The sequence below is a fragment of the Luteibacter sahnii genome, from assembly GCF_034063545.1.
GTDB classification, from domain to species: Bacteria; Pseudomonadota; Gammaproteobacteria; order Xanthomonadales; family Rhodanobacteraceae; genus Luteibacter; species Luteibacter sahnii.
This window is the reverse complement of the sequence record NZ_JAQLOK010000002.1, coordinates 556,054-582,517: the sequence shown is the minus strand read 5'-3', so window position 1 is coordinate 582,517 and position 26,464 is coordinate 556,054. Positions and strand designations below refer to the sequence as shown.

At 67.6% G+C, this 26,464-nt stretch carries 16 protein-coding genes; 7 read left to right on the top strand and 9 right to left on the bottom strand.

Annotation, left to right across the window (positions count from 1 at the left end):
- Nucleotides 1–237: 237 nt before the first annotated feature.
- The 5 genes from PI246_RS07950 (at nt 238) to PI246_RS07930 (ending at nt 6,721) form a co-directional block, all read left to right on the top strand.
- Nucleotides 238–1,689, top strand: coding sequence for a bifunctional 2-methylcitrate dehydratase/aconitate hydratase (locus PI246_RS07950; protein ID WP_320550747.1), 1,452 nt, complete (start codon nt 238–240; stop codon nt 1,687–1,689).
- Between the two features lie 196 nt (nt 1,690–1,885).
- The gene (locus PI246_RS07945) at nt 1,886–2,983 is read left to right on the top strand and encodes an OmpA family protein (RefSeq protein ID WP_320550746.1); all 1,098 of its coding nucleotides are present in this window, start codon (nt 1,886–1,888) and stop codon (nt 2,981–2,983) included.
- Between the two features lie 862 nt (nt 2,984–3,845).
- The gene (locus PI246_RS07940) at nt 3,846–5,423 is read left to right on the top strand and encodes a hypothetical protein (protein WP_320550745.1); all 1,578 of its coding nucleotides are present in this window, start codon (nt 3,846–3,848) and stop codon (nt 5,421–5,423) included.
- A gap of 99 nt (nt 5,424–5,522) precedes the next feature.
- Nucleotides 5,523–6,050, top strand: a complete 528-nt coding sequence (gene gloA / locus PI246_RS07935; protein WP_320550744.1) for a lactoylglutathione lyase — start codon at nt 5,523–5,525, stop codon at nt 6,048–6,050.
- An 11-nt stretch (nt 6,051–6,061) separates the two neighbouring features.
- Nucleotides 6,062–6,721: a rhomboid family intramembrane serine protease gene (locus PI246_RS07930; RefSeq protein ID WP_320550743.1), complete on the top strand. Its 660-nt coding sequence runs from the start codon at nt 6,062–6,064 to the stop codon at nt 6,719–6,721.
- A gap of 3 nt (nt 6,722–6,724) precedes the next feature.
- Here PI246_RS07930 and rapA read toward each other — a convergent pair whose 3' ends face one another.
- The 8 genes from rapA to PI246_RS07890 form a co-directional block, all read right to left on the bottom strand.
- A complete protein-coding gene (gene rapA, locus PI246_RS07925) occupies nt 6,725–9,553 on the bottom strand; it encodes an RNA polymerase-associated protein RapA (RefSeq protein ID WP_320550742.1) in 2,829 nt (942 codons plus the stop codon).
- Between the two features lie 174 nt (nt 9,554–9,727).
- On the bottom strand, nt 9,728–10,405 hold the full coding sequence (locus PI246_RS07920; RefSeq protein WP_320550741.1) for a Fe2+-dependent dioxygenase: 678 nt from the start codon (nt 10,403–10,405) through the stop codon (nt 9,728–9,730).
- Between the two features lie 15 nt (nt 10,406–10,420).
- Entirely contained in the window at nt 10,421–12,721 is a 2,301-nt protein-coding gene (locus PI246_RS07915; protein WP_320550740.1) for a catecholate siderophore receptor Fiu, read from the bottom strand.
- Between the two features lie 297 nt (nt 12,722–13,018).
- A complete protein-coding gene (locus PI246_RS07910; protein ID WP_320550739.1) occupies nt 13,019–14,011 on the bottom strand; it encodes a two-component system response regulator in 993 nt (330 codons plus the stop codon).
- Nucleotides 14,008–14,577 carry a chemotaxis protein CheB gene (locus PI246_RS07905; RefSeq protein ID WP_320550738.1) on the bottom strand — a complete coding sequence of 190 codons (570 nt, stop codon included), beginning with the start codon at nt 14,575–14,577 and terminating at the stop codon, nt 14,008–14,010. The genes PI246_RS07910 and PI246_RS07905 overlap by 4 nt, the downstream gene beginning before the upstream one ends.
- Nucleotides 14,574–15,413, bottom strand: coding sequence for a CheR family methyltransferase (locus PI246_RS07900; protein ID WP_320550737.1), 840 nt, complete (start codon nt 15,411–15,413; stop codon nt 14,574–14,576). Before PI246_RS07900 ends, PI246_RS07905 begins: the two co-directional genes overlap by 4 nt.
- A gap of 1 nt (nt 15,414) precedes the next feature.
- A complete protein-coding gene (locus PI246_RS07895) occupies nt 15,415–19,062 on the bottom strand; it encodes a response regulator (protein ID WP_320550736.1) in 3,648 nt (1,215 codons plus the stop codon).
- A gap of 104 nt (nt 19,063–19,166) precedes the next feature.
- Nucleotides 19,167–20,063 carry a CPBP family intramembrane glutamic endopeptidase gene (locus PI246_RS07890; RefSeq protein ID WP_320550735.1) on the bottom strand — a complete coding sequence of 299 codons (897 nt, stop codon included), beginning with the start codon at nt 20,061–20,063 and terminating at the stop codon, nt 19,167–19,169.
- Between the two features lie 99 nt (nt 20,064–20,162).
- Here PI246_RS07890 and PI246_RS07885 point away from each other — a divergent pair, with 99 nt between their 5' ends.
- Nucleotides 20,163–21,824 (top strand): FAD-dependent oxidoreductase, encoded by a 1,662-nt coding sequence (locus tag PI246_RS07885; RefSeq protein ID WP_320550734.1) that lies wholly within the window; start codon nt 20,163–20,165, stop codon nt 21,822–21,824.
- Nucleotides 21,825–21,927: 103 nt separating this feature from the next.
- Here PI246_RS07885 and PI246_RS07880 read toward each other — a convergent pair whose 3' ends face one another.
- Nucleotides 21,928–23,529: a peptide chain release factor 3 gene (locus PI246_RS07880; protein WP_320550733.1), complete on the bottom strand. Its 1,602-nt coding sequence runs from the start codon at nt 23,527–23,529 to the stop codon at nt 21,928–21,930.
- A 191-nt stretch (nt 23,530–23,720) separates the two neighbouring features.
- Between PI246_RS07880 and leuS the strand changes: the two genes are divergently transcribed.
- Nucleotides 23,721–26,462 (top strand): leucine--tRNA ligase, encoded by a 2,742-nt coding sequence (leuS, locus tag PI246_RS07875; RefSeq protein ID WP_320550732.1) that lies wholly within the window; start codon nt 23,721–23,723, stop codon nt 26,460–26,462.
- Nucleotides 26,463–26,464: the final 2 nt, after the last annotated feature.

Below are 26,464 nucleotides of genomic sequence, written 5' to 3'. Positions count from 1 at the left end.
GCGCGCCCGTCGTCCCACCGCAAAAGTCTCGTTCCCGGCGCGAAGCCGCCGCGACGACCGGGACGCGGGTGGCGTCCGTATTGACGATCGGCGCGCACGGGGCGAGGGGCCCCGCGGAACTACTCCCCTTTGGGCTGTAGTGGGAGCATTGTCGGCTTTCAGCTGCGGCGCGGCAAGACGCCCCGGGGGTGAGCGGCTAAAATCGCCGGCTTTCCCAACCCCGCACGAGTGAAGTCCATGAGCGCACACGACATCCGTTCCGCCACGCGTCCCGACCCGGACCAGCCGCTGGTCGACATCGCCAACTACGTGGCCGACTACCGGATCGACTCGCAGGAGGCCTACGACACCGCGCGCTACATGCTCCTGGACTCGCTGGCCTGCTCCGCGCTGGCGATGAAGTTCCCCGACTGCGTCAAGCACCTCGGACCCGTGGTGCCGGGTGCGACCCTGGCCGGCGGCGTCCGCGTGCCGTTTACCTCGCACGAGCTCGATCCGGTGCAGGGCGCCTTTGCCATCGGCACCCAGATCCGCTATCTCGACTTCAACGACACCTGGCTTGCCGCCGAGTGGGGTCATCCCTCGGACAACCTGGGCGCCATCCTCGCCGTGGCCGACTACCTCTCGCGCAAGGCGGAAAAGGACGGCGGCAAGCCGCTCACCGTGCGCGACGTGCTGGGCTACGCGATCAAGGCCCATGAAATCCAGGGCTGCTATGCCCTGAAGAACAGCTTCAACCGCGTCGGCCAGGACCACGTGATCCTCGTGCGCCTCGCCTCCACCGCGGTCACCACCGCGATGCTGGGTGGCAGCAAGGACCAGATCACCACGGCCGTGTCGCACAGCTGGATCGACAACGGCGCGCTGCGCACCTACCGCCACGCCCCCAACACCGGCCCGCGCAAGAGCTGGGCCGCCGGCGACGCCTGCCGCCGCGCCGTCACCCACGCCATCAACGCCGTGTATCGCAACGTGGTGGGCTACCCGTCCGCGCTGTCGGCGAAGACCTGGGGCTACTACGACGTCGCCTTCAAGGGCAACGCGTTCGAGTTCGAGCGTCCGTTCGGCAGCTATGTGATGGAGAACGTTCTGTTCAAGATCAGCTTCCCGGCCGAATTCCACGCCCAGACGGCGGTGGAGTGCGCGATGAAGCTGCACGCCCAGGTCGGTTCGCGCATCGACGAGATCGAGAAGATCGTCATCGAGACCCAGGAAGCGGGTGTGCGCATCATCGACAAGACCGGCCCGCTGGCGAACTACGCCGACCGTGACCATTGCATCCAGTACATGGTGGCCGTGCCGCTGATTTTCGGTCGCCTCACGGCCGACGACTACAACGACGACGTCGCCGCCGATCCGCGTATCGACGCGCTGCGCGACAAAATGACGGTGGTCGAGAATCCGCAGTTCACCAAGGATTATTTCGATCCGGAAAAGCGCTACATCGGCAATTCGGTGCAGGTGTTCTTCAAGGACGGTTCCAGCAGCGAAAAGGTCTCCATCGACTACCCGATCGGCCATCGCAAGCGCCGCGCCGAAGGCATCCCCGTGCTGCTGAAGAAGTTCGAATCGGCCCTGCGCGCCGAGTGGCCGGCGGAGCGCGTCGAGAAGGTGCTGGAGGTGACGGAATCGGCCGAAACTCTCGACGCGATGCCCATTCACGAATTCATGACGCTCTTCACGGCTTGATAATACCTGTGACTCAAGTATGAACGGCTGGCGGCGGCAGCGCACCAAATGTTTGATTTTTGCTAAACTGCCGCCGCCCGTTGAAGGGGTATAAAAGCGAGGGACGGCCGAAGTCCCCGGATTCGACAGAGTTCTACGCGCGATTTCCGTCTGGGGTTGGAGCGCGGACGCGAATACCAATAATGAGGAGACACCGATGAAACGTAAGGGCTTGTTTTTGCTGATTGGTTTGGCCCTGGGCGGCGTGGGTGCCGTTCACGCGCAGGAATCCGCCGACACGGCGGGTAACGGCTACGACGGCCGCTGGTACATCGCCCCGACGGTTGGCGGTTACTACAACGACACCGATCGCAACACCAACAGCCGCCAGGTTTATTACGGCCTGGGCTTCGGCAAGTTCATCTCGAACAACGCGTCGATCGACATCTTCGCCGATCGTACCAAGCGCGATAACGATGGCACCGGCCACTGGGCCAACAACAGCTACGGCGTTGCCGCTCGCTTCTACGCCGGTGCGTGGGACAGCTGGCGTCCGTACCTGCTGGCGGGCGTGATGGGTTCGTACCACCACAACCCGTCGGACCGCGGCTGGTCCCCGGCCGCCGAGCTCGGCGTCGGCGTGTCCAAGACCATCACCGACAGCTCGGACTTCCGCGTGGAAGCCGGCTACCGCTACGACTGGGACGACAAGACCATCCGCAGCGAGAACGGCTACGGTGACTGGTTCCTCGGCTTCTCGATCGTGTCGCGCTTCGGCGAGCCGCCGGCCGCTCCGGCCCCGGTCGCCCCGGCCGCTCCGGCCCAGCCGGACTGCTCGACCCTCGACAGCGATGGCGACGGCGTGAACGATTGCGACGACAAGTGCCCGGGTACGCCGGCTGGCACGATCGTCGGTCCGGACGGTTGCCCGCAGAAGGTCGTCATCGACCTGCGCGGCGTCAACTTCAAGTTCGACCGTCCGAAGAAGGGCGAGACGAACATCGGCCCGACCCTGCAGGAGCCGACCAGCGAGTCGCTGGGCGTGCTTGACCAGGCCGTCGACACCCTGCAGCGCTACCCGCAGGTCAAGGTCATGGTTGCCGGCTACACCGACAGCGTCGGTAAGGATGCCTACAACCAGTCCCTGTCCGAGCGTCGCGCCAAGATCGTGTATGACTACCTCACCGCGCACGGCATCTCTGCCGATCGCCTGGAAGGTCCGGTCGGCCACGGCAAGAACAACCCGATCGACACGAACGACACGGCCGAAGGCCGCGCTCGCAACCGTCGCACGGAACTGCAGGTCCAGCAGTAATCCGAGCACGATCGGTAGCTACACAAAGGAGCCCGGCGCAAGCCGGGCTCTTTTTTTGGTTCTTCGCGGAAGGGCGGGGAATGCTGCATGGATGCAGGTCGTGCCGTTGGTGCGGACGATGGCGCCGTGAGGCCGTGAGGCGCTGAGGCCAGAGCCTTCGGTGTCCACCCTCGCTGCTCAGACAGGTCCTCCGCGTTCGACAGGGGGGGGCGCTGGCGCGGCCCGTGTACCTAAGTGGCCTTCGGCCGCTCACTTGTGCGGAACTCGCCTCGAGGGTGGACACCGAAGACTCTCCCCATGACTGAGGCGGCGTGTTGTGAGAGCCGGCACGGCCCAGCGGTTAGTCGCAGCGAGCGAGGCAATCACGTTGTCTCGTCTTGCATGTGCCGGTCAGCTCGTCGCGACGTCGGTTAGCCCGCGTCGGGCTGGTGTTTCATCCCTCAAGCATCGCTTGTGCAATCATCGAGCGCCTGCCGCTCTCCCATCAGCCGACCTCCCCGGCCGGAAGAGACCTTGGTGTCCACCCTCGAGGCGAGTTCCGCACAAGGGAGCGGCCGCAGGCCAATCAAGCCCATGGGCCGCGTCAGCGGCCTTCCTTGTCGAACGCGGAGGACTGCCCGAGCAGCGAGGGTGGACACCAAGGTCTCCCTGCGAAACGCCCAAGTGCAATGCGCTCTGGCGCCGAAAGGTCGCAACAGCCTCAAGACTCGCCTGATCGAGCCCTCAAGATAGCCATGATTGCCCGCCGGTTATCCTCGGCGCCCCCTCTTAGGCGCATCACCCGGACATGGCGATGGCCGCGCGCGCCGGTTAGGCTTGTGGCCGACTCCCGGGCGCCACGCCGTCCTTTCCAGGATCCGGAATGAACCCTGATCTTCCGCGTCGTCGCTTCACCGGCGGCGACCTCAACGGCGTGCTCGGTCTCGTCGTCGACAATCTCTCGATCCTCGCCTTCCTGGCGACCGCGCTCGTCGGCCTGTTCGGCGTGCCCGCCGACATCGTCTTCCGGCGGATGTTTCCCGGCACGGCCCTGGGCGTGCTCCTTGGCAACCTGGCCTATACGTGGATGGCCCATCGTCTTGCGACGCGGACGGGCAGGGACACCGTCACCGCGATGCCGCTGGGCCTGGATGCGCCGACCAGCATCGGCATGGCGCTGCTCGTGCTTGGCCCCGCCTTCGCGGGCTACCGGCAGGCCGGCATGGACGCGACCGCGGCCGGCGAAGCCACCTGGCGCCTGGGCATGGCGTCCCTGGTCGTGATGGGCGTGCTGAAAGTCGTGTTGTCGTTCTTCGGTGAGTGGGTGCAGCGATCGGTGCCGCGCGCCGGTCTGCTCGGCTCCATCGCCGGCATCGCGCTGATGCTGATGGGCTTCCTGCCGCTGGTCGAAATCATGCGCGTGCCGGTGGTGGGCTTTGCGGGGTTGGGTATCGTGCTCTACGCCCTGGTGGCGAAGCGACGGCTTCCGTTCGGCCTGCCCGGCGTGCTGGGCGCGTTTCTCGTTGGCGTGCTGTTGTATTACGGGCTGGGCCCGGCCGGCCTGTTGGGCACCGGCTACCACGCGCCGGGCCCCTGGCAATGGCGCTTCGGCATCCCGTGGCCCACGCTGCATTTCGTCGATGGACTGGCGGCGACCGTGCCCTACCTGCCGTTGATCCTGCCCTTCGGGTTGCTGATGGTGGTGGGCGGTATCAATGTCACCGAGAGCGCCCGCGCCGCGGGCGACGACTACCGCACGCGGGACATCCTCCTGGTCGAAGCCCTCGCGACCCTCGTGGCCGGGTTCTGCGGCGGCGTGGCGCAGACCACGCCGTATATCGGCCAGCCCGCCTACAAGGCCATGGGCGCGCGCCTGGGCTACACGCTCGTGACCGGTCTGGTGATCGGGCTCGGCGGCGTGCTGGGCTACCTTTCCAATCTCGTGGAGTGGCTGCCGGTGGCGGTGCTGGCACCGATCCTGATCTTCGTGTCCATCGGCATCACCACGCAGGCGTTCGAGGCGACGCCGGTACGCTACGCCAGCGCGGTGGTCTTCAGTTTCTTCCCGGCCATCGCGCGGATGCTGGCGATCAAGCTGAGCGATCCGTCCATCGTCGAACCGGCGCGATTCGCGGCGCTTTACGCCGACTGGGCGCACGGCGTGTCGGCCATGGCGGTGATCTCGATCCTCGGCAACGGGTTCATCATCACCTCGATGGTCTGGGCCAGTTTCGTGGTGGCCATGATCGACGGCCACGTGCGCAAGGCCGCGGGCATCGTGGCCCTCGGCGGGGCGTTGACCGCCTTCGGCGTCATTCATTCGGTCGACCCGGTGGGCACGGTGTACCTGCCCTGGATGCTCGACGCGGGTGCGCGTGCCATGGTGTGGCAGTTCGTCGCGGCCTACGCGGCGCTGGCGGCGGTGTTGCTGATGTTGTCGCTGACGCCCCGCCGCCGTTGAGGGTCATCCCGACGGCCTGCACGGGGACGACACGGCCGTTTGGCTTGAATTGAATCCGCCGCGCAGCCACGTTGGCAGATCGTTTCCCTGGAGTCTTTCATGTCCCTTGCCGACCTCACCTCGCTTCCCGGCGTCACCGCGACGCCAGACGCCGCCACGCACGGCTTCGTGTTCAACCACACGATGATCCGTGTGCGCGACCTCGACGTGTCGCTCGATTTCTACACCCGCGTGCTGGGCTTCACCCCGGTGTACAAGCACGTGTTCGACGAGGCGGCGTTCACCATCGTCTACCTCGTGCTCGTGGGCGACACCTCGGTGATTCCCGACGACGACGAGGCGCGCAAGGCGTGGGTGCTGCGTCAGCCGGGCGTGCTGGAGCTGACCCATAACCACGGCACCGAGAAAGAGGCTGCCACCCCGTATCACAACGGCAACAGCGAGCCCCGCGGCTTCGGTCACCTCTGCGTCAGCGTGCCGGATGTCACGGCCGCCTGTGCGCGCTTCGAGGCCCTCGGCGTTACCTTCCAGAAACGTCTGGCCGATGGCCGCATGCGCCACATCGCCTTCATCCGCGACCCGGACGACTACTGGATCGAGATCCTCCAGCCGACGCCCCTGGCCTGAGGAACGCGCCCATGTTCGGCCGCCTCCTGCCGGTCACGCGGAATCTCCTGATTGCCAACGTGCTGCTGTTCGCGTTGCAGATGCTCCTGGGCGACGACACCACCTTTGCCGTCACGCGATGGCTCGGCTTGTGGCCTTATGGGCACGACATGGTGGTCGACCTCGGCGACGGGCGCCCCGCGTCGATCGGTTTCCACGTGTGGCAGCTGGTCACCTACGGTTTCCTGCACGGCAGCGTGCTGCACATCGTGCTGAACATGTACGGTCTGTACATGTTCGGCAGCCTGATCGAGGGCGTGATGGGCGCGCGGCGTTTCGCGATCTATTACTTCACCTGCCTGGTCGCGGCGGCGGTCGCGCAGCTGGCCGTGCTCTACCTGTTCGAGCCGGAACGCATGTTTCCGACCGTGGGCGCGTCCGGGGCGATCTTCGGTCTCCTGGGCGCGTTCGCGATGCTGTTCCCGCGCGAGAAACTGATGCTGATCCCGATTCCCATCGGGATCCCCGCATGGCTGTTCGTCACGCTCTACGGCGTGGCGGAACTGATCTTCGGTATCACCGGCACCCTGGCCGGCGTGGCCCATTTCGCCCACCTGGGTGGGCTCGTCGCCGGTCTGGCGCTGCTCTGGGCGTGGGGCGTGCGACCGCCGCCACGCCCCTGGGCCGGTTGACCGTCAGCGCATCGCGAGAAAGTCGGGGCTGACCACGAAGCGCACGGCATCCAGGCGCACGCGCGCTTCGGGCAGGGCCGCGAGCAGGGCGTCGCGTTCGGCCGCCACCATGGCGACCTCGGCGGCCGTGATCGACGGGTTGACTGCCCGTAGCGCAAGCAGCCGGCTGTAGTCGGCGCCGAGTTCCTTCGTCGCCGCGTCGATCGCTTCGTACTTGATGACCTCCGCACGGCCTTCGGCCAGGTCACGGGCCTGCTCGAGCATCGGGGGCACCAGCTTGGACAGGAATTTCCGGTAGCGCGCCACGTCGATGTTGCGGTCGCCGGCACGGCGCACGGCGACGTCGCTCGGTCGATAGCCGGGGCGTTCGTTGAGCCGGGTGTCGACGGTGAGCACGAGCGGCGTGGCGGGCAGGAAGCGTTCGGCGTCCAGCGAGCGATCCGCCACCACTTCCACCACGAACACCGCCTGCAGGAGAACGGTGCGCACAGGCAACGCATCGTCGACGAGGAAGGCCGCATTGCCCGCCTCGCCCGAGACGAGCAGGTCGACCGCGGCGTGGACCATGGGGTGGTCCATCCGCAGCAGGGGGAGGTCCTCGCGGGCCAGGGCGACGTCCCGCGAGAAGGTGACCGAGGTCGGGCCATCCGCGAAGCCGGGCAGGCCGTCGGTGGAGAGGTATTGCGGGTCGAGCAGCACGATGTCCTGGCTGAGCTCTTCGGTGTGGACGCCGAAGTTTTCGAACAGGCGCTGGATGAAGGCATCACGCGCGGTGTCGCCGTCTTCGCGGGCGAAGCTCTGCGCCAGGTCGTCCGCGTGCGGATCGCGGCTGGCGGCCAGTTCGAGCAGATGGTCGCGCCCGGCGTGGATGAGCGAGGAGAGTTCCTGGTGCGCCGCGCGGGTTTCCGCCACGAGCGAGTCGAGCTCCTGGTCGCGGTCGTCGTCGCCGCGCGCGTGCTCGTCGGCGAGCGTGGCGAGCAGGTCGCCGAAGCGGCGCAACAGCTCGCGGCCATCGGCCGGACTGGCGCGGAACGCGTCGAGGCCTTCGTCGTACCAGCGGGCCAGCACGTGCTGCGCGCTCTGCGCCAGCACCGGTACATGGATGGTGATGTCATGCGTCTGGCCGATGCGGTCAAGGCGGCCGATGCGCTGTTCGAGCAAGTCAGGGTCCAGCGGCAGGTCCCACATGACCAGGCGATGGGCGAACTGGAAGTTGCGTCCTTCCGAACCGATCTCCGAACACAACAGCAGGCGCGCGCCGTCGGGCTGGGCGAAGAATGCCGCGTTGCGGTCGCGCTGCACGATGCCGAGGCCTTCGTGGAAGCGGGCCACGCCGACCCCGCTCTTCGTGCGCAGCGCGTCTTCGATGGCCAGCACCTTGGCCTGGCTGCGGCAGAGCAGCAGGAATTTGTCGGCCGGATGGGCCTCCAGCAGGCCGATGAGCGCGGTCAGGCGCGGATCGTCGGCGTAGTCGAATTCCAGCGGCGCGGGCGGTTGCTGGATATCGGAACGGAACTCGGCCAGCAGCGCCTCGCGGCGGCCGGGAGCGAGCGTATCCGGCGGGATCGCCAGGATCTCCGGGGCACGGCGTGGGAACCCGCCGATGCCGGCGCGGCGGTTGCGGAACATCGCACGGCCGGTACCGTGCCGGTCGATCAGGGCCGCCAGCAGGGCGTCGCCGGCGTTGCGTTCCAGCAGGTGGGCCAGTTCGCGGTCGCCCTTGAAGCGTTCGGCGAGCAGGGCCCGTTGGTCCGCGTCGAGCGTCTTGCCGTCCGCCAGGGCGCTGGCAAGGTCGGACAGCGGCGCGTAGCCCGTCGACTCGGCGAGGTAGGCGTCGAGGTCGGCATAGCGCTGCGGATCGAGCAGGCGAAGGCGGGCGAAGTGGCCGGCCCGGCCGAGCTGCTCGGGCGTGGCGGTGAGCAGGATCACCCCGGGCGTGGCGGCGGCCAGTGTTTCCACCAACTGGTAACGGGGGCTCGCGGCCTCGGGCGACCATGCCAGGTGGTGGGCCTCGTCGACCACGATGAGGTCCCAGCCCGCCTCGACCAGCTGGGCCGCCCGGCGCGGCATGGTTTCGAGGAAGGCGAAGTCGGCGATGACGAGTTGTTCGTCTTCGAAGGGGTTGCGCCCGTCGCTGGCTTGCTCGATCGCCTCGCAACGCTCTTCGTCGAAGATCGAGAACGACAGGTTGAAGCGGCGCAGCAGTTCGACGAACCACTGGTAGACGAGGGTTTCCGGCAGCAGCACGAGCACGCGGCCGGCGCGGCCGGTGGCGAGCTGCCGGGCCAGGATCATGCCCGCCTCGATCGTTTTGCCCAGGCCGACCTCGTCGGCCAGCAACACCCGCGGCGGCCGGCGCGCGGCGGCGATGCCGGCCACGCGAAGCTGGTGCGGTACCAGGCCGATGCGGGCCGACTCCAGGCCCCAGGCCGGCGACCGGCGCGCGTCGGCGCGTCGACGCAGGGCCTCCACGCGCAGGTCGAAGCGGTCGTTGGATTCGGTCCGCCCGCCGATCAGGCGGTCGTCGGCCTGCGACATGGCTTGTTCGTCGTCGAGCTGGCCTTCTTCGAGTTCGCGACCCTCGCCGCGATAGACGAACAGGCCTTCGCGTTCTTCCACCCGCTCGACGAGGAAGGCGATGCCCTTGCCCGACACGCGTTGTCCGGCGCGGAACTCGGCGCGCACCAGGGGGGCGCTGTCGGTGGCATAGGGGCGCAGGACGCCCGCCTTGGCGAACAGCACCTGCACGCCGCGTCCTTCGACGCGAAGAATGGTGCCGAGGCCGAGCTCGGGCTCGGCGGTGGAAATCCAGCGTTGACCGGGTTGGAACATGCGTGGGTAGGAGCCGACTTCAGGGGGCGTCGATTATCCCGCCCCCGGGGGCGTATGCCTACCTTTGCGTGTGTGGTGGCCCCGATGGGCCCTCCGGCCGGCCTGTCGCGGGCGGCGTCACCGGTCTTTGGAGGGGCGAGGGTTGGCCGACAGGGGCCGCTCCTACGGGATGCGTCAGGTGTCGGCCCAGCGGCGCAGGAGGTTGTGGTAGACCCCGGTCAGCGAGAGGATCGCCGCGGGGTCGGCGCCGTCGGTGGACAGCGTGCGGATGGCGGTGTCCATCTCCAGCAGCAGGCGCCGGGCGCCGTCGTCGCGGACCAGGCTCTGTACCCAGAAGAACGCCGCGATGCGTGTTCCCCGTGTCACCGGCGCGACCCGGTGCAGGCTGGAGGAGGGATACACGATGGCGTCGCCGGCAGGCAGCTTCACCTCGTGCTCGCCGTAGGTGTCGCTCACGATCAGTTCGCCGCCGTCGTACGTGTCCGGTTCGGCGAGAAACACGGTGACCGACACGTCGCTGCGCAGCTGTGCATCCCCGCCCGTGCCCATCACCGCGCCGTCGATATGGAAGCCGTATTCACCGCCGCCTTCGTAGCGGTTGAAGCGGGGCGGCAAGGTGCGTAGCGGCAGCACCGCGGCATGGTAAAGCGGGTGCACCCGCAACGCCTCGATCACGAGGTCGCCCAGTTCGCGGCGGACGGGCGACGCCTCCGGTAGCTGCCGGTTGCGTTTGACCCGGGCACCCTGGGGACCGACGGTCTCGCGACCGTCGGTCCAGTCGGCATCGTCCATGACACGGCGCATGCCCATGACCTGTTCCTTGCTCAGGACCTCGGGAATGTGCAGGAGCATGGCTACCTCGACGGATCAGAAGCGGACGTTGGCGCTGAGCATCGCCGATCGCGGCGTGCCCGGGGTGTAACGGTAGCCGCTCTTGTTGATCGCCGCGACGTAGCTCTTGTCGAACAGATTGTAGAGGTTGAGCTGGAGGTCGACGTGGCGATTGACCGGGTAGCTGGCCATCGCGTCTACCACCCAATAGGCCTTGGTGTAGGCCGGCGTCCCCACCGCGCCGTCGGTGCCACGCTTGAGCTCGCCCGAGTAGCGGGCGCCGCCGCCCAGGGTGAGGCCAAAGGGCAGGTGGTAGGTGGTCCATGCGGTGAACGCTTCTTTCGGGGTGTAGGCAAGGTCGGTGGAACCGTCCGCGGCCACCACCGTGCCCGTCTTCACCGTGGCGTCCATGGTGGTGAACCCGGCACTGATCGCCCAGGCGTCGGTGAGCTTGCCCACCGCGGTGATTTCCACGCCCTGCACCCGCTTCTTTCCGATCTGGTAGTACTGGAGGTCGGTCGGGTCCTGCACCACGTCGTTGGTCACCGTGGTGCGGTAGAGCGCGCCGGTGAGCATCAGCTTTTCGTCGAGGAGGTCCCACTTGGTGCCGACTTCGACCGTGCGCGCCTTCTGCGGGTCAAATAGCGGGTTGTCGGCACTGTTGGCCGCGCTGGAGAGCGTCAGGGTATTGCCGCCCGGTGGTTCCTGCGACTGCGCCACGTTGAGGTAGATGCTCCCGTTGGCGGAGGGCTTATAGAGCACGCCGAGCTTGTAGTTGACGAGGTTGTCGCTCTTGGAGGCGTTCACGCCCGGCACGATGGTGCCGGTGCGCCGCGTGCCGCAGGCAGGCGTGTTGCGCGCACCGCAGGCGACGAGGCTGTCGAAGTCGGTGGTGTAGTGATCCAGGCGCACACCGGCGTTCACCTGCCAGCGCTCGCCGAACTTCAGCGTGTCGAACACGTAGGCGCCGGCGGTGTTGGTCTTGCCGCTGGCGCGCGCGCCGGTCTGGCCGTAGACCAGGCCGCGTACGTGCGAGTTCGGCTGGTAGAGGTTCGCGGCGGGCCACGCGCTGCCGTTCAGCGCGGCGAAGCCGAGGGTGCGCGCGGTTTCCTGGGTCAGTTCGATGCCGGCGCTGATGTCCTGGATGACCGCGCCATCGCCGACGTGCGCCGTGAGGTTGGTCTGATTGGTCGCGATCCGGTTGGACTGGTGCTTGAACGTCGGCAGGCTGCGCGCGATCGTCCACGTGGAGGGATCGGCCGGGTTCGGGGTGAGCAGGTTGGCGGTGGAACCCATGAACGAGGTGAGCAGGTAGTCCTGCGTGGTTCGTCCCCAGCGCGAGGTGTTGTGCAGGGCCAGGTTCTCGTTGATATCGTGCTCGACGATCACCGTGAACAGGTCCTGGGTGTCGCGGTCGTGGTCCTGGTCGGTCCCGTACCAGTTGCTCGGGTCGACGGCCGAGGCGCTGGCGAGGAAGCTGCGCTTGTCCGGCGCGCTGTAACCGGGCAGGCCAAGGGTGGGCACGCCGCCGTCGGGCCGGTTGTTCTGCTTGATGTGCAGGTAATCGATGTAGACACGGGTGGGCGTGCCCAGGCCGAAGGCGAGCGACGGCGCGATGCCCCAGCGGTCGTTCTTGACGCGGTCACGGCCGTAGACGCCGCTGTCCTGGCTCATCACGTTCAGGCGCACCGCCTTGTCGCCGTCCAGGCTCTGGTTCCAGTCGGCGGTGGCACGCTGGCGCTGTCCGCTGCCGACCTGTACGGTGCCCGACACGCCGCTGCCGAGCACCGGCTGCTTGGTGACGAGGTTGACCGCGCCGGTCGGTGCGGTGCGCCCGTATTCGGTGCCGTCCGGCCCCTTCGTGACTTCGACCTGCTCGATGTTGAACACATCGCGCGAGATCGTGCCCAGGTCGCGCGCGCCGTCGACGAAGATGCTGCCCGACGTGTCGAAGCCGCGCATGTAGATGGCGTCGCCGGTGTTGGTCGCGCCGTTCTCGCCGACGTAGAACGTGCCCACGCCGGGGCTGTTGCGCAGGGCTTCGGTGAGCGTGGTGGCGCCCTGCTGCTGCATGAGTTCCTTGCCGATCACCTGGATCGTCTGCGTGGTATCCAGCAGCGACTGGGTGAACTTGGGCGAGGAGACTTTGTCCGCGCGGTAATCGGAGGAGCGGTCGGCCTCCACCTGCATGCCAGGGAGGGCCTGGGCGTCGTTGACCTTGGCCTGTTGCGGGGGCGCGTCGACGGCGGCGGCACCGTGGGCGAGGGTCAGCAGGACGGCGGCACTGACAGTGCGCGCGGCGGGAGCGGCATGCTTGCGGCTCTTGATGAAAGCCATGGAGCGATTTCCTTGGGTCACGGTTTCGTAGGGCGCACGACACCGCGCATGCCGTGAGGCTCGCGGGGTGATCAGCTCGGGTTGCCCCTGGCGGTGCTTATGGAAAGCTTATCGTAATGTTAATGAGAACGAGTTGCAATTGCTAACAGCGCGAGTATGGAGGTGGAAGTGACGGTGATGGCGGCCACTCTCCGATGACTCCGACCGCATCGCGGTGGGTCCTGCCCTGCGCCGGGACGACGGGTCTCCTCGGCACCTTGGACACCGCCTACGAGGCATCCGGAAAAGGCAACGGCGCTATGCGGCGAGTACGCTGCGGTTTTTTCCGCCCCGCTTGGCTTCGTACATCGCCTCGTCGGCCGCCGCGACGAGGCGATCGTAGCCGTCGCCGGGGTGGAAGAGGGTGACGCCGATGCTGGCGCCGATCTTCGCAGGCACGCGGGCGCCGCCGACGTCGAGCATGTAGGGTTCGGCGATGGCATCGCACAGCGAGCGGCAGCGGGCGAGCGCCTGCTCGCCGTCGGCGGTGCCGTCCAGGAGCAGCGCGAATTCGTCCCCGCCCAACCGGGCGACGGTGTCGCCCGCGCGCGTGCGCGCGCTGAGACGGGAGGCGATCGCCTTGAGCAGTTCGTCGCCCGCGGCGTGGCCGTGCCCGTCGTTGACGCCCTTGAAACCGTCGATGTCCAGGTACGCCAGGGCGAACCGGGCGCCTCCCCCCTCGGCCACGCCGATGGCCGCTTCCAGGCGCTCACGGAACAGCACCCGGTTGGGCAGGCCCGTCAGCGCATCGTGCATGGCCTGGTGGCGCACGAGTTGCTCCATGCGCGTGCGCTCGGTGACTTCGCGGGTGAGTTGCTCGTTCCGCGCAGAGAGTTCATCGAGCGCCTGCTGTAGCAGTGCGCGCGCCCGGTAAAGGTCGAGGAACACCTTCACCTTCGACTGCAGGATTACGTCGTTGATCGGCTTGGCGATGTAATCGACCGCACCCGCGGTATACCCGCGAATCCGGTTGATGTCGTCCGCGTAGGCCGCCGTGACGAAGATGATCGGCGTGTCGCCCATGTCGTCGTTGTCGGAGATGAATTGCGCTACCTCGAAGCCGTCCATCTCCGGCATGTTCACGTCCAGCAGCACGAGGGCGAACGCGTGGTCGAGGCACAGCGCCAGGGCATCGTTGCCGTTGGACGCTTCGTAGATATCCGCGTCGGCCTTGGCCAGCAGGCGGCGCATCGCGATGAGGTTGGCGGGCGTGTCGTCGACGACGAGGATCTTCGGCCGGAGGTTGTTCATGACAGGCACAGTCGGTTGAGCGCGTCCGCGATGGCGTCCAGGGCGACGCAGGCATCCGCGCCGGCGATGTCCAGTCCCGCGCGAGGCATGACGTCGACCTCGGCGGTGGCGGGATCCTGCACGATGGCATAGCCCCCGGCGTCGCGAATGGCCTTCAGGCCGAGCGCACCGTCGGAGTTGGCGCCGGTCATCAGCACGGCGACGAGCCGCTCGTGCCAGACCGCGGCAGCGGTTTCGAAAAGGACATCGATCGAGGGACGCGCGTAGGCGACTTTCGGATCGACACTGATGGCGAAGCGATGGCTGGCCTCGATTAGCAGATGATAGCCGCTGGGGGCGACGTGCACCGTGCCGGGCTGGAGACGCTCGCGTTCGCGCGCCTCCGTCACCGGCAGCCGGCTATGCCGGTGCAGCAGTTCGACGAGAAGGCTCACGTCGGGCGAGCCGGTGTGGCAGCACACCACGATGGGCTGCCGAAGCGCCGGATCGAGCCCGGCCAGCACGCGCTCGAGCGCCACCAGGCCACCGGCACTGCATCCCATCACGATGGCCTCGCATGGGGTCATCGTTGCAGGGCCTTGGTGCCGCTGCCACCCATCTGGTAGATGCGCAGCGCGCCGTCGACATGCGTGAACGACGCGGCCGACGGCGAGAAGTCGATGTTTTCGCGCGTGCCCAGGCAGAGGAAACCTCCCCGTACCAGGCTGTCGCGGAACAGGCCCAGCGTACGGTCCTGCAGTCCGTTGCTGAAGTAGATCAGCACGTTGCGGCAGAGGATCAGGTGCGCTTCGCAGAACACCTCGTCGGTGACCAGGTTGTGGTTGAAGAAGGTGACGTTACGGCGCAGGCGCTGGTCGAGCTTGATGAAGTCGTAGCGCGCGCTGTAGTAGTCGCTGAACGACTGCGAGCCGCCTGCCTCGATGTAATGGCGCGACCAGTCGCGCGCCTCGCGGGTGGGGTAGATGCCGTCGGTCGCGACGGCCAGCGCGGCGTCGTTGAAGTCGGTGGCGTAGATGCGCGTGCGGTCGTAGAGGCCGGCTTCCTCCAGCAGGATGGCGAGCGAGTACACCTCCTGGCCATAGGCGCAGCCGGCCTGCCAGATGTTGATCTCGGGGTACGAGGCCAGCACCGGCAGCACCTTGTCGCGCAGCGCGCGAAAGACCGGCGGGTCGCGGAACATTTCCGAGACCGGTACCGACAGCCCTTCGATCACCCTCGGCAGGAACCCCTCCTCGTGCAGCAGCCGTTCCACCAGCCGCGACACGGTGCCGCTGTCGTGCGTGCGCACCAACTGGTGCACGCGGCGTTTGAGCGAGGCGGGCGCGTAGTCGCTGAAGTCGTAGCCGTGGCGCAGGCGCATGGCCTGCACGAACAGCTGGATTTCGATGTCCTCCAGATCCACCTCAGTCCCTCGTCGGCAGCCAGACGCGGATCATCGACAGCAGGCGATCGATGTCGATCGGCTTGGAGAGGTAGTCGTTCGCACCGGCCTCCAGGCACTTCTCGCGGTCGCCGCGCATGGCCTTGGCCGTCAGGGCGATGATCGGCACCCGGGCGACCGCCGGCTTCGCGCGGATGGCGCGCATCGTGTCGTAGCCATCCATCACCGGCATCATGATGTCCATCAGAACCAGTTCCAGGCCCGGGTCGCGGTCGAGCGTGTCGAGCGCCTTCTGGCCGTCCTGTGCCATCACCACCTCGACGCCCTTCGCGCGCAGCACCTTGGACAGGGCGAACAGGTTGCGCATGTCGTCGTCCACCAGCAGCACGCGGCGGCCGCGAAGGTCGGCCTCGTCCACGCCTCCACCCTGCTGCGCCGCCTGCACCCGCGCGCCGCCGTGGCGGATCGAGTGAAGGAACAGGCTGACCTCGTCCATCAGGCGGTCGGGCGAGCGGGCGCCCTTGACCACGATGCTGTCGGTGTACTGGCGGATGCGCATGCTCTCCTCGCGGGAGAGATCGCGGCCCGAATAGACCACGACCGGCGGCGTGTGGTCCAGGCGCGACACGTGCTCGAGGAACGCCATGCCCGACATGCCGGGCAGACCCAGGTCGAGCACGATGCAGTCGTAGTTCTTGCCGGTCGCGAGCCCGAGCGCCTCTTCGCCGGAGCCGGCCTCGTCGATGACGATGGCGTCGTCCTTGAGCAGCGTGCGCACGGCGGTCCGCGCGTGGGGATCGTCGTCGACCACCAGGAGGTGGCGCGTGCGTCCCTCGGCGAAATGCAGCAGGCGATCGAACGCCGTGGCGATGGACTCGCGGCTCACCGGCTTGGTCAGGAATCCGACGGCGCCCAGTTCAAGGCCGCGGCTGGCATCGTCGGTGGCCGAGATGAAATGGACCGGGATGTGACGGGTGGCCGCATCGGCTTTCAATCGTTCGATGACGGTCCAGCCGTCCATGCCCGGCAGCATCACGTCCAGGAGGATACCGGTAGGCCGGAACTGCCTCGCCAGCGCGAGGCCCGATTCGCCATCCGCCGCCGCGAGCACGCGGTGGCCCTTGCGATGGATCATGTCGGCGAGGATGCGCGCGAACGCGGGATCGTCCTCGACGACGAGGATGGTGGTATCGCCGGGGCCGATGGCGTGGCGATCGTCGTCGATGGCGTCGGCGAGAAGTGCGGGCGAGAGCGGCAGGGTGGCCTCGGCGGCCGCGCGCTGCAAGGGCATGGGCGCCGGACGCTCGCCGGTGTCCGGCGCGTCCTCGGGCAGCACCAGCGTGAACGTACTGCCCTTGTCCGGCTCGCTGGTCAGCGAGATGTCGCCGCCGAGCAGGTTGGCGATGCGCCGCGAGATCGCCAGGCCCAGGCCGGTGCCGCCGTACTGGCGGCTCGTGCTGGCATCGACCTGCTCGAAGGCGTGGAAGACCCGGTCGCGTTTGTCGTCGGGGATGCCGATGCCGGTGTCGCTGACGGCGATGACCACGGCGTGGCTTGCCTCCACGCCCTCGGGCAGCGGGGTGTCGGGCCCGGGGCGCGACATGCGCAGCGTCACGCCGCCCTGGGCGGTGAACTTGAAGGCGTTGCTGAGCAGGTTGTTCACGACCTGCTCTAGCTTGCCGCCATCGGTGCGGATGGTCGTGGGGAGATCCGGCGACATCGTCACCTGGAAGGTGAGTTTCTTTTCCTGGGCGACGTGGTTGAAGGTGCGTCCGAGCATGCGCGAGAGGTCGGTCAGCGAGAAGGCATCGACCGCCAGCTCCATCTTGCCCGCTTCCACCTTCGACAGGTCGAGGATGTCGTTGATGAGGCGAAGCAGGTTGCTGCCGGCATCGTGGATGATGCGTGCCGACTCCACCTGCTCGGTGGTGAGGTTGTCTTCGTCGTTGTCGGCGAGGCTGCGCGAGAGGATGAGCAGGCTGTTGAGCGGCGTGCGCAGCTCATGCGACATGTTGGCGAGAAATTCGGACTTGTACTGGCTGGCCCGGGCCAGTTCCTCGGCCTTGTCCTGGGTTTCTTTCTGCAGCGCTTCGAGGGCGTCCTTCTGTTGGTTGAGCGTGGCGCCCTTCTCGCGCAGCTCCTCGTTGGAGGCGTGCAGCTCTTCGGTCTGTACCCGAAGTTCTTCCTCGGAGGCGACCAGGCGCTGGGACTGCTCCTCGAGCTCGGCGGTCTTGTTCTTGAGCTCGTCGTTGGTGGCGCGAAGGTCTTCCTGTTGGCGGCGCAGGGCTTCCTCGGACGCCCGCAGCTCGTCGGCCTGGCTCTGCGTGCGCTCAAGCAGCTCGCGGGTGCGCAGCGCCCGGGCGAGGTTTTCCAGCGAGAGCGCCACGATCGGCATCAGCTCGTCGAGCATGCGCTCCTGGATACCGCTGAGGTGGGTGAAACTCGCGATCTCGATGACGCCCAGCAGGCTGTCGCGCGAGGTCACGGGCAAGAGGACGACGTTGCGCGGCGAGGCCTCGCCCGTGCCGGAGTGGATGCGCGTGTAGTCGTCGGGCACGTCCTGCAGCACGATGGCGCGGCGTTCCACGGCGGCCTGGCCCACCAGACCCTCGCCGAGCGCGTAGTCGGTGGTCACGTGGCGGCGCTGGCGGAAGCCGTAGCTGCCGAGCAGTTCCAGTCGCGCCGTATCTTCGCGGAACACGTAGAACACGCCCACGCCGGCCTTGAGCGCGGGCACCAGTTCGGCGACCAGGGCTTCGGCGAAGTCGCGGTAGCTCGTGGCTTCCTGCAGACGGTTCGACACCGAGGTCACCGTGGACTTCATCCACGACTGGCCGGCGGTCTCGATCGCCATCTCCTTGAAGACCTGGAGCGCCCGGGCGATCTTGCCGATTTCGTCGCGACGGTCGAGCTGGTCCACCTCGATGTCGTGATCGTGGTTGGCCAGGCGCGTCATGAGCCCGGTCATTTCGACGATGGGCCGGGTGATGAGGCGGGCCGTCATCCAGATCACCACCGCACCGAGGCCCAGGCAGGCCAGCAGCGAGATCAGGTTGACGTACCGCGTGGCCTGGAGCGTGTCGTCCAGGGCGGCGTTGCGCTGGTCGAGCAGGTTGCGCTCGGTGGACGACATCGCCTCGAGCAGCTTGTAGACGTCGGTCATCAGCACGGTGCGACGGGCGAGGTATTCGTGCCGCGCGGTTTCGCGCTTGACCGCGAGTTCGGCCGTGTCGGCGTCGCCCACGGCGCGCAGGCGCTCCAGGCCCATGTCGCGAGCCTCGGTCTTCCAGCGTTCGAGCATGTCGCGCAGGCGGTCGATCCGCGACTGCTGCAGTGGATTGTCGTTGGTGAGCTGGCGCAGGTCGGCCAGGCTCTTGGTCAGTTCACGGTCGGCCGATTCGAAGTCGGCGTATTCGTTGGGCGACTGGTTGAGCAGGTAACCGCGCAGCGCCACCTGGCGCGCCTGCGCGTCGCTGCCCACGTCGGCCAGGGTCAACAGCACGACATAGGTATGCGTCGACCATCGTCTCGTGTCGGCTTCCCGCGAGAGGGCGACGAGGTTGGCGATGCAAGCGGTGACGAAAAGCGCCAGCAGGATGCCGATGGCCAGCCGGATCTTGCGCTGGAGCGGCTGATCGGCCAGCCAGGTGCGTTGCTTGGGAGACGACATGGGATGACCGGGGTGGGGTTGGACGAAACCGGAGCATGCCCGGCGCGGCGGCCTACGACGGTGTTATAGCGGAACGGCGGCCCCGTTCCATGGCGACGGCCACATTATCCGTGATCCACGTGACGCCGTCGCCAGAACGGGGGTACGAGGCTGCGCCGGGACACGGCCACGGCGAGGCAGGTCGCGGTGAGGGTGGAACCGAGCGCCAGGGTCACCACCGAGGCCTCGACGCCGAAGGCGCCTCCGGTCAGCCAGACCGGTCCCTGCAGGTGTGAGGCAAGCAGGCCATGCTGGTCGAAGCCGGACACCGGGATACCGTAGAGCGGGCCCTGCGCGACGTTCCATGCCGCGTGGGCCCCCATGCAGACCCACAGCGAGCGGGTCACGTGAAACAGCAGGCCGAAGAACAGACCCGCTTCCAGGGCGATGGCCAGGGCGCTCCATGCCGTGGCGTTCGGGTTCCACAGGTGCCCGCCGCCGAACACGATCGCCGAGACGAGCAACGCGGCCCAGGTGCCCAGGCCTTCCTCGACGAGGCGGAAGATCACCCCCCGGCTCACGATCTCCTCGCCGACGCCCGCGCCCACGCCAAGTACCAGAATCGGACCGAGCCAGTGCACGTCGTGGTTCACGCCGTCCACGACGTAGGCGCCCATGGCCCCTAAGGCACCCGTCACGAGGGACACCGCGGCGAGGCCGCCGGCCAGGCCCAGCAGCAGGTGCGGAACCGCCTTGCGAGGGGCGAGTTCGGTCAGGCGGCGCGATTCGATCGAGCGGACCAGCAGCACGTAGGCCAGCACGATCGGGAGCAGGCGCAGGGCTTCGATCAGCGGTGTCACCTCGTTGAAGGGGATGTCGCCGTGGGGCAGGCCCAGCCCGGCGTAGACGCGGCCCACGACGAGGCCGATCAGCGCCGCGCTGACGAAGAAGATCACCAGGCGGCCGGGTACCGAGCGGACGATGCGCGCGGGGAGGCCGGGAGAGGGGGCGGTCGGCGTCATGTCTGCCTCGTTCTGGGGTTGCGCGGGGAGTCTACGCAGGCATGATGATGGCGGATACATGCCTCGTCCCTTTCGCGCCGCGCCCTTCCGGACCCCCTCATGAGCCAGCTCCGCCCGAACGATCCGGCCAGCCCGACGAACCGCCGCGAACAGGTCTTCCCCCACCTGGACGCCGACATGGCGTCGCGCATCGTCGGGTACGGCATCGAAGAGCGCGTGCCGGCCGGCACGACCCTGTTCCGGCGCGGGCAACGCCACATCGATTGCTTCTTCGTCATCGAGGGGTCGATCGAGATCTTCGACCTGGACGAGCAGGGCGAGCCGAATATCTTCGTGGTGCACGGGCCGAACCAGTTCACCGGCGAAGTCGACCTGTTCGGCGATCGCCAGGCCCTGGTGAACGGGCGCACCGGAACGGACAGCCGCCTGATCCGCATGGATACGGCAAGCTTCCGTCGGCTGGTATCCACCGAGCCGGACATCGGTGAGGTGCTGATGCGAGCCTTCATACTGCGTCGCGTGGAGTTGATCCAGACCGGGACAGGCGGCGTGACGCTCGCCGGGTCCGCACACTCGGCCGATACCGTGCGCCTGCGCAGCTTCCTCATCCGCAATGGTTACCCCTACCGGCTGCTCGACACCGACGTCGACGATGACGCGCGGCGACTGATCGACGGCTGCGGCATCGACGCTGCGGAGTGCCCGGTGGTGATCCTGCCGGACCGCCGCGTGATGCGCTGCCCGACCACGGCTGAGCTGGCCGAGGAGCTGGGCATCACCATCGAGCTCGACCCCACGCATACCTACGACGTGGCCGTGATCGGCGCGGGGCCCGCCGGCCTCGCGGCGGCCGTCTACGCCGCCTCGGAGGGGCTGGATACCCTGGTGCTTGAGTCGCTGGCCCCCGGCGGGCAGGCAGGTACCAGCTCGAAGATCGAAAACTACCTGGGGTTCCCTACCGGCATCTCCGGCCAGGCGCTCGCCGGTCGCGCCCACGTGCAGGCGATGAAGTTCGGCGCGCACGTGGCCGTGGCCCGTTCGGTCGAGCGCATGGATTGCGCCGGGCGTCCCTATCGCCTGCACCTGGACAACGGCGACACGGTCGCCGCGCGTTCCGTGGTCATCGCCACCGGGGCCCGCTACCGCAAGCTCGACCAGGTGGATTACACGCGGTTCGAGGGGCAGGGCGTGCACTACGCGGCGACCGCGATGGAGGCGACCCTCTGCGGCGGCGAGGAGGTCGTGGTGGTGGGCGGCGGCAACAGCGCCGGCCAGGCGGCGGTGTTCCTCGCGCGCACGGCGGCCCATGTGCATGTGCTGGTGCGTGGCGAGGGGCTCGCGGCCACGATGTCCGATTACCTCGTGCAGCGCATCGAACAGTCGCCGCGCATCACCTTGCATCCGCATTGCCAGGTGGATCACGTCGACGGCGACACCTACCTGCGGGAGGTCGGCTGGTTCTGCACCCGCGGCGGTCCGCCGGTGCGCAAGAAGATCGGCAGCCTGTTCGTGATGATCGGCGCCGAGCCGAATACGGCCTGGCTGAAGGACTGCCTCGACCTCGACCGCAAGGGCTTCGTGCTGACAGGTCGCGACGCCGACGGTTTCGCCACCCCCTCGCCGTATGCCACCACCCTGCGCGGCGTCTTCGCCGTCGGCGACGTGCGTTCGGGTTCGGTCAAACGCGTGGCCTCGGGCGTGGGCGAGGGATCGGTGGTGGTGCAGGCGATCCACCGGTTCCTGAATCCGTCGCCGGTGTAACGGCGACGGTTCCCGCGGCTCGCCGGGTCTTACGGCCGCGGCCCCGTCCGCGAGCCCACGAGGCGGCCATGGCGAGTGTCGCCATGCGCCTGGCCAGGCGGGCTCAGACCTCGACCGACGCCGCGTGCTCGCGGGTGGCCGAGAAGCGCACCTGCGGCCAGCGCTCCTGCGCGAGCTGGAGATTGACCCGGGTGGGCGCGAGATAGACCAGTTCGCCCGCCGCGTCGATCGCAAGGTTGGCGGCGTTTTTTTCCTTGAATTCCTCGAGCTTCTTCGCGTCGTCGCAATGGATCCAGCGTGCCGTTGCGACGCCGACCTGCTCAAAGCTCGCATCGACGTTGTATTCGTCCTTGAGCCGGTAGGCCACCACGTCGAACTGCAGCACGCCGACCGCACCGAGGATGAGGTCGTTGGACATCAGCGGACGGAAGAACTGCGTGGCGCCTTCCTCGGACAGCTGCGCGAGACCCTTCTGCAGCGCCTTCATCTTCATCGGATCGCGCAGGCGGGCACGGCGGAAGAGCTCCGGCGCGAAGTTGGGGATGCCGGTGAACGACAGCGGCTCGCCCTCGGTGAAGGTGTCGCCGATGGTGATGGTGCCGTGGTTGTGCAGGCCGATCACGTCGCCCGGGTAGGCCTTCTCGACGATCTCGCGGTCAGAGGCCATGAAGGTGAGCGCGTTGGCGATGCGCACTTCCTTACCCGTGCGGGTCTGCTGCATCTTCATGCCCGCGGTGTAGGTGCCCGAGCAGATCCGCATGAACGCCACGCGGTCGCGATGGGCCGGATCCATGTTGGCCTGGATCTTGAAAACGAACCCGGAGAGTTTTTCTTCCTCGGGCGCCACCTCGCGCGTGAGCGTCTGTCGCGAACGCGGCGCGGGGGCGTGCTCGACGAAGAAGTCGAGCAGCAGCTGCACGCCGAAATTGTTGACCGCCGAGCCGAAGAACACCGGCGTCTGCTTGCCGGCCAGGTAGGCCTCGACGTCGAACGGATTGGACGCGCCCATCACCAGTTCGAGCTCGTCGCGCAGGTCGTTGAGGGCCTCGTCGCCCAGCCGCGCGGCGAGGTCAGGGTGGTCGAGGCCCTTGAAGATGGTGGAATCCTGGCGGGTGAAGTTCTTGCCCGGCTCGAACACGTGCACTTCGTCGAGCAGCACGTGGTAGACGCCCTTCAGGCGGGAACCCATGCCGATCGGCCAGGTCAGCGGGGCGCAGGCGATGCCCAGCACCGACTCGACCTCGTCGAGCAGCTCGATCGGCGAGCGGCCCTCGCGGTCGAGCTTGTTGATGAAGGTCATGATCGGCGTGTCGCGCAGGCGGCAGACCTCCATGAGCTTGATCGTGCGCTCCTCGACGCCCTTGGCGCAGTCGATCACCATCAGCGCCGAATCCACCGCGGTGAGCACGCGGTAGGTGTCTTCGGAGAAGTCCGCGTGGCCCGGGGTGTCGAGCAGGTTGACGATGGCGTCGTCGTAAGGGAATTGCATCACGGAGGAGGTGACCGAGATGCCGCGCTCTTTTTCCAGGGCCATCCAGTCGGAGGTGGCGTGGCGGGCCGCCTTACGGCTCTTCACCGAGCCGGCCATCTGGATCGCGCCGCCGAACAGCAACAGCTTTTCGGTCAGCGTGGTCTTGCCCGCGTCGGGGTGGCTGACGATCGCGAAGCTGCGCCGACGCCGGGTTTCGGTGAGATGTGAGGCCATGGATGCGAGGAGTGTCGATGGGGCTAACCGTCTATTCTAGCGCGGATTTGCCCCCGGCCGGCGTCCATCGGCGCCACGTGCCTGGGGGTGTCGGGCTTGGCCGCGGCGGCCCCGTGGGATAGTCTCCCGCGATTCGACCGTCGCGCCGCGAGGCGCGGCCGTTCCACGCCTTCGAACCGGTACCCAGACACATGCAGGACACCCACGACCAGGGAATGCGCGACCCGGGCGGCTACGCCCCCGACGCCGTCGAGACCGCCGCCCAGCGCTTCTGGCAGGACACCCGCGCCTTCGAAGTGACCGAAGACGCCGGCAAGCCGAAGTTTTACTGCCTCTCGATGCTGCCCTATCCGTCCGGTGCGCTGCACATGGGCCACGTGCGCAATTACACCATCGGCGACGTGATCAGCCGGTTCCAGCGCCAGCAGGGCAAGAACGTGTTGCAGCCGATGGGCTGGGACGCGTTCGGCCTGCCGGCCGAAAACGCGGCCATCAAGAACAAAACCGCGCCGGCGAAGTGGACCTACAAGAACATCGAACACATGCGCGAGCAGCTCAAGCGCATGGGTTTCGCCTACGACTGGACCCGCGAGGTCACCACCTGCCGCCCCGAGTATTACCGCTGGGAACAGCAGATGTTCACCCGGCTGATGAAGAAGGGCCTGGTCTACCGCAAGAACAGCGTGGTGAATTGGGACCCGGTCGACCAGACCGTGCTGGCCAACGAGCAGGTCATCGACGGCAAGGGCTGGCGCTCCGGCGCCACGGTCGAGAAGCGTGAAATCCCGCAGTGGTTCCTGAAGATCACCGCCTACGCGCAGGAACTGCTCGATGGCCTGGATACGCTTCCGGGTTGGCCGGACGCGGTCAAGACCATGCAGCGCAACTGGCTGGGTCGCTCGCAGGGTCTGGACATCACCTTCGACGTCGAAGGCCAGGCCGAACCGTTGACCGTGTTCACCACCCGGCCGGACACCCTGATGGGCGTCTCCTACGTGGCCGTGGCCGCCGAGCACCCCATCGCCGTTCGCGCGGCCGAAAGCGACGCCGGCCTCGCGGCCTTCATCGAAAGCTGCAAGTCCGGCGGGGTTTCCGAGGCCGAGCTGGAAACCCAGGAAAAGCGGGGTTACTACACCGGCGTGGACGCGATCCACCCGATCACCGGCGAGAAGGTGCCGGTGTGGGTGGCCAACTTCGTGCTGATGGGGTACGGCACCGGCGCCGTCATGGCCGTGCCCGGCCACGACCAGCGTGACTGGGAATTCGCCCAGGCGTATTCGTTGCCGATCCGCATGGTGGTCGTCGATCGCGGCGTGCTCGACGCGCTGGCCGAAATGGCGCGCGACCTCGGCAGGGGCGAGTCGGCCGACGCCACCCAGAACGCCCTGGACGGCGGCCAGACCGACGCCTATGCCACCTCCGCCGCGGTCGAGACCGTGCGCTCGTTCGAAAGCGACATCCAGCAGGTCGGCGCCTACACCGAGCACGGTTACCTGGTGAACTCAGGCGACTTCGATGGTCTGGATTTCGACGCGGCGTTCGAGGCGATCGCCTCGCGTCTGGAGGCCGCCGGCCGGGGCGCGCGCCGGGTCAACTGGCGCATCCGCGACTGGGGCGTCAGCCGCCAGCGTTACTGGGGCTGCCCCATCCCGGTCATCTACTGCCCCACCTGCGACGCGGTGCCCGTGCCGGAAGACCAGTTGCCGGTCGTGCTGCCCGAGGACGTCGCTTTCTCGGGCGTGCAGTCGCCGATCAAGGCCGACCCCGCGTGGCGCAAGACCACCTGTCCGTCATGCGGCGGTCCGGCCGAGCGCGAAACCGACACTTTCGACACCTTCATGGAATCGAGCTGGTATTACGCGCGCTACACCAGCCCCGGTGCCGACGCCCAGGTGGACGAACGCGCCAACTACTGGACGCCGGTCGATCAATACATCGGCGGCATCGAGCACGCGATCCTCCACCTGCTGTATTTCCGCTTCTACCACAAGCTCATGCGCGACGAAGGGCTGGTGAACAGCGACGAGCCGGCCACCAACCTGCTCTGCCAGGGCATGGTCATCGCCGAAACCTACTTCCGCAAGGAAGACGACGGCTCCAGCACGTGGTTCAACCCGGCCGATGTCGACGTGCAGCGCGACGAGCGCGGTCGCATCGTGGGCGCCACGTTGCGCGACGACGGCCGGCCGGTGGAGATCGGCGGCACCGAGAAGATGTCCAAGTCGAAGAACAACGGCGTGGATCCGCAGGCGATGATCGCCCGCTACGGCGCCGACACGGTGCGCCTGTTCTCGATGTTCGCCGCACCCGCCGACCAGTCGCTGGAGTGGAACGAGGCCGGCGTGGAAGGCATGGCGCGGTTCCTGCGCCGCCTGTGGCGCGACGTGGCCGCGCACGCCGAGAGCCGGCCCGAGGCGGGCGAGGGCGATGTCCTCGCGCGCAAGACGCTGCGGCGCCAGCTGCACGAGACCATCCAGAAGGTCACCGACGATATCGGTCGCCGCCAGTCGTTCAATACGGCGATCGCGGCGCTGATGGAACTGCTCAACGCGCTGGGACGCTTCGACGACGCCAGCGCCGACGGCCGGGCGCTGCGCCAGGAGGCGTTCACTGCCGTGGTGCAGCTGATCAATCCGTTCACCCCGCACATCGCGCATGCGCTGTGGCAGACGCTTGGCCACGGCGAAACGCTCGTGGAGGATGCCGGCTGGCCGGCGGTGGACACCACCGCGCTCGTGCGCGATTCGCTGACCTACGCCGTTCAGGTCAACGGCAAGCTTCGCGCTACCATCGAGGTGCCGGCGGCGGCGTCCAAGGACGAGGCCGAGGCGCTGGCCCGGTCGGTGCCACAGGTGGCCGCCCAGCTCGAGGGGCTGACCGTGCGCAAGGTCATCGTCGTGCCCGGCAAGATCGTCAACATCGTCGCAGGATAACC

Excerpts from the sequence above, each read along its gene's own strand:
- PI246_RS07940 (WP_320550745.1), top strand. The coding sequence starts at position 3,846 with ATGAACCCTGATCTTCCGCGTCGTCGCTTCACCGGCGGCGACCTCAAC.
- PI246_RS07945 (WP_320550746.1), top strand. The coding sequence starts at position 1,886 with ATGAAACGTAAGGGCTTGTTTTTGCTGATTGGTTTGGCCCTGGGCGGC.
- PI246_RS07930 (WP_320550743.1), top strand. The coding sequence starts at position 6,062 with ATGTTCGGCCGCCTCCTGCCGGTCACGCGGAATCTCCTGATTGCCAAC.
- rapA (WP_320550742.1), bottom strand. The coding sequence starts at position 9,553 with ATGTTCCAACCCGGTCAACGCTGGATTTCCACCGCCGAGCCCGAGCTC.
- PI246_RS07910 (WP_320550739.1), bottom strand. The coding sequence starts at position 14,011 with ATGAACAACCTCCGGCCGAAGATCCTCGTCGTCGACGACACGCCCGCC.
- PI246_RS07880 (WP_320550733.1), bottom strand. The coding sequence starts at position 23,529 with ATGGCCTCACATCTCACCGAAACCCGGCGTCGGCGCAGCTTCGCGATC.
- PI246_RS07915 (WP_320550740.1), bottom strand. The coding sequence starts at position 12,721 with ATGGCTTTCATCAAGAGCCGCAAGCATGCCGCTCCCGCCGCGCGCACT.
- leuS (WP_320550732.1), top strand. The coding sequence starts at position 23,721 with ATGCAGGACACCCACGACCAGGGAATGCGCGACCCGGGCGGCTACGCC.
- PI246_RS07890 (WP_320550735.1), bottom strand. The coding sequence starts at position 20,063 with ATGACGCCGACCGCCCCCTCTCCCGGCCTCCCCGCGCGCATCGTCCGC.
- PI246_RS07920 (WP_320550741.1), bottom strand. The coding sequence starts at position 10,405 with ATGCTCCTGCACATTCCCGAGGTCCTGAGCAAGGAACAGGTCATGGGC.
- PI246_RS07885 (WP_320550734.1), top strand. The coding sequence starts at position 20,163 with ATGAGCCAGCTCCGCCCGAACGATCCGGCCAGCCCGACGAACCGCCGC.
- PI246_RS07895 (WP_320550736.1), bottom strand. The coding sequence starts at position 19,062 with ATGTCGTCTCCCAAGCAACGCACCTGGCTGGCCGATCAGCCGCTCCAG.
- PI246_RS07905 (WP_320550738.1), bottom strand. The coding sequence starts at position 14,577 with ATGACCCCATGCGAGGCCATCGTGATGGGATGCAGTGCCGGTGGCCTG.
- gloA (WP_320550744.1), top strand. The coding sequence starts at position 5,523 with ATGTCCCTTGCCGACCTCACCTCGCTTCCCGGCGTCACCGCGACGCCA.
- PI246_RS07950 (WP_320550747.1), top strand. The coding sequence starts at position 238 with ATGAGCGCACACGACATCCGTTCCGCCACGCGTCCCGACCCGGACCAG.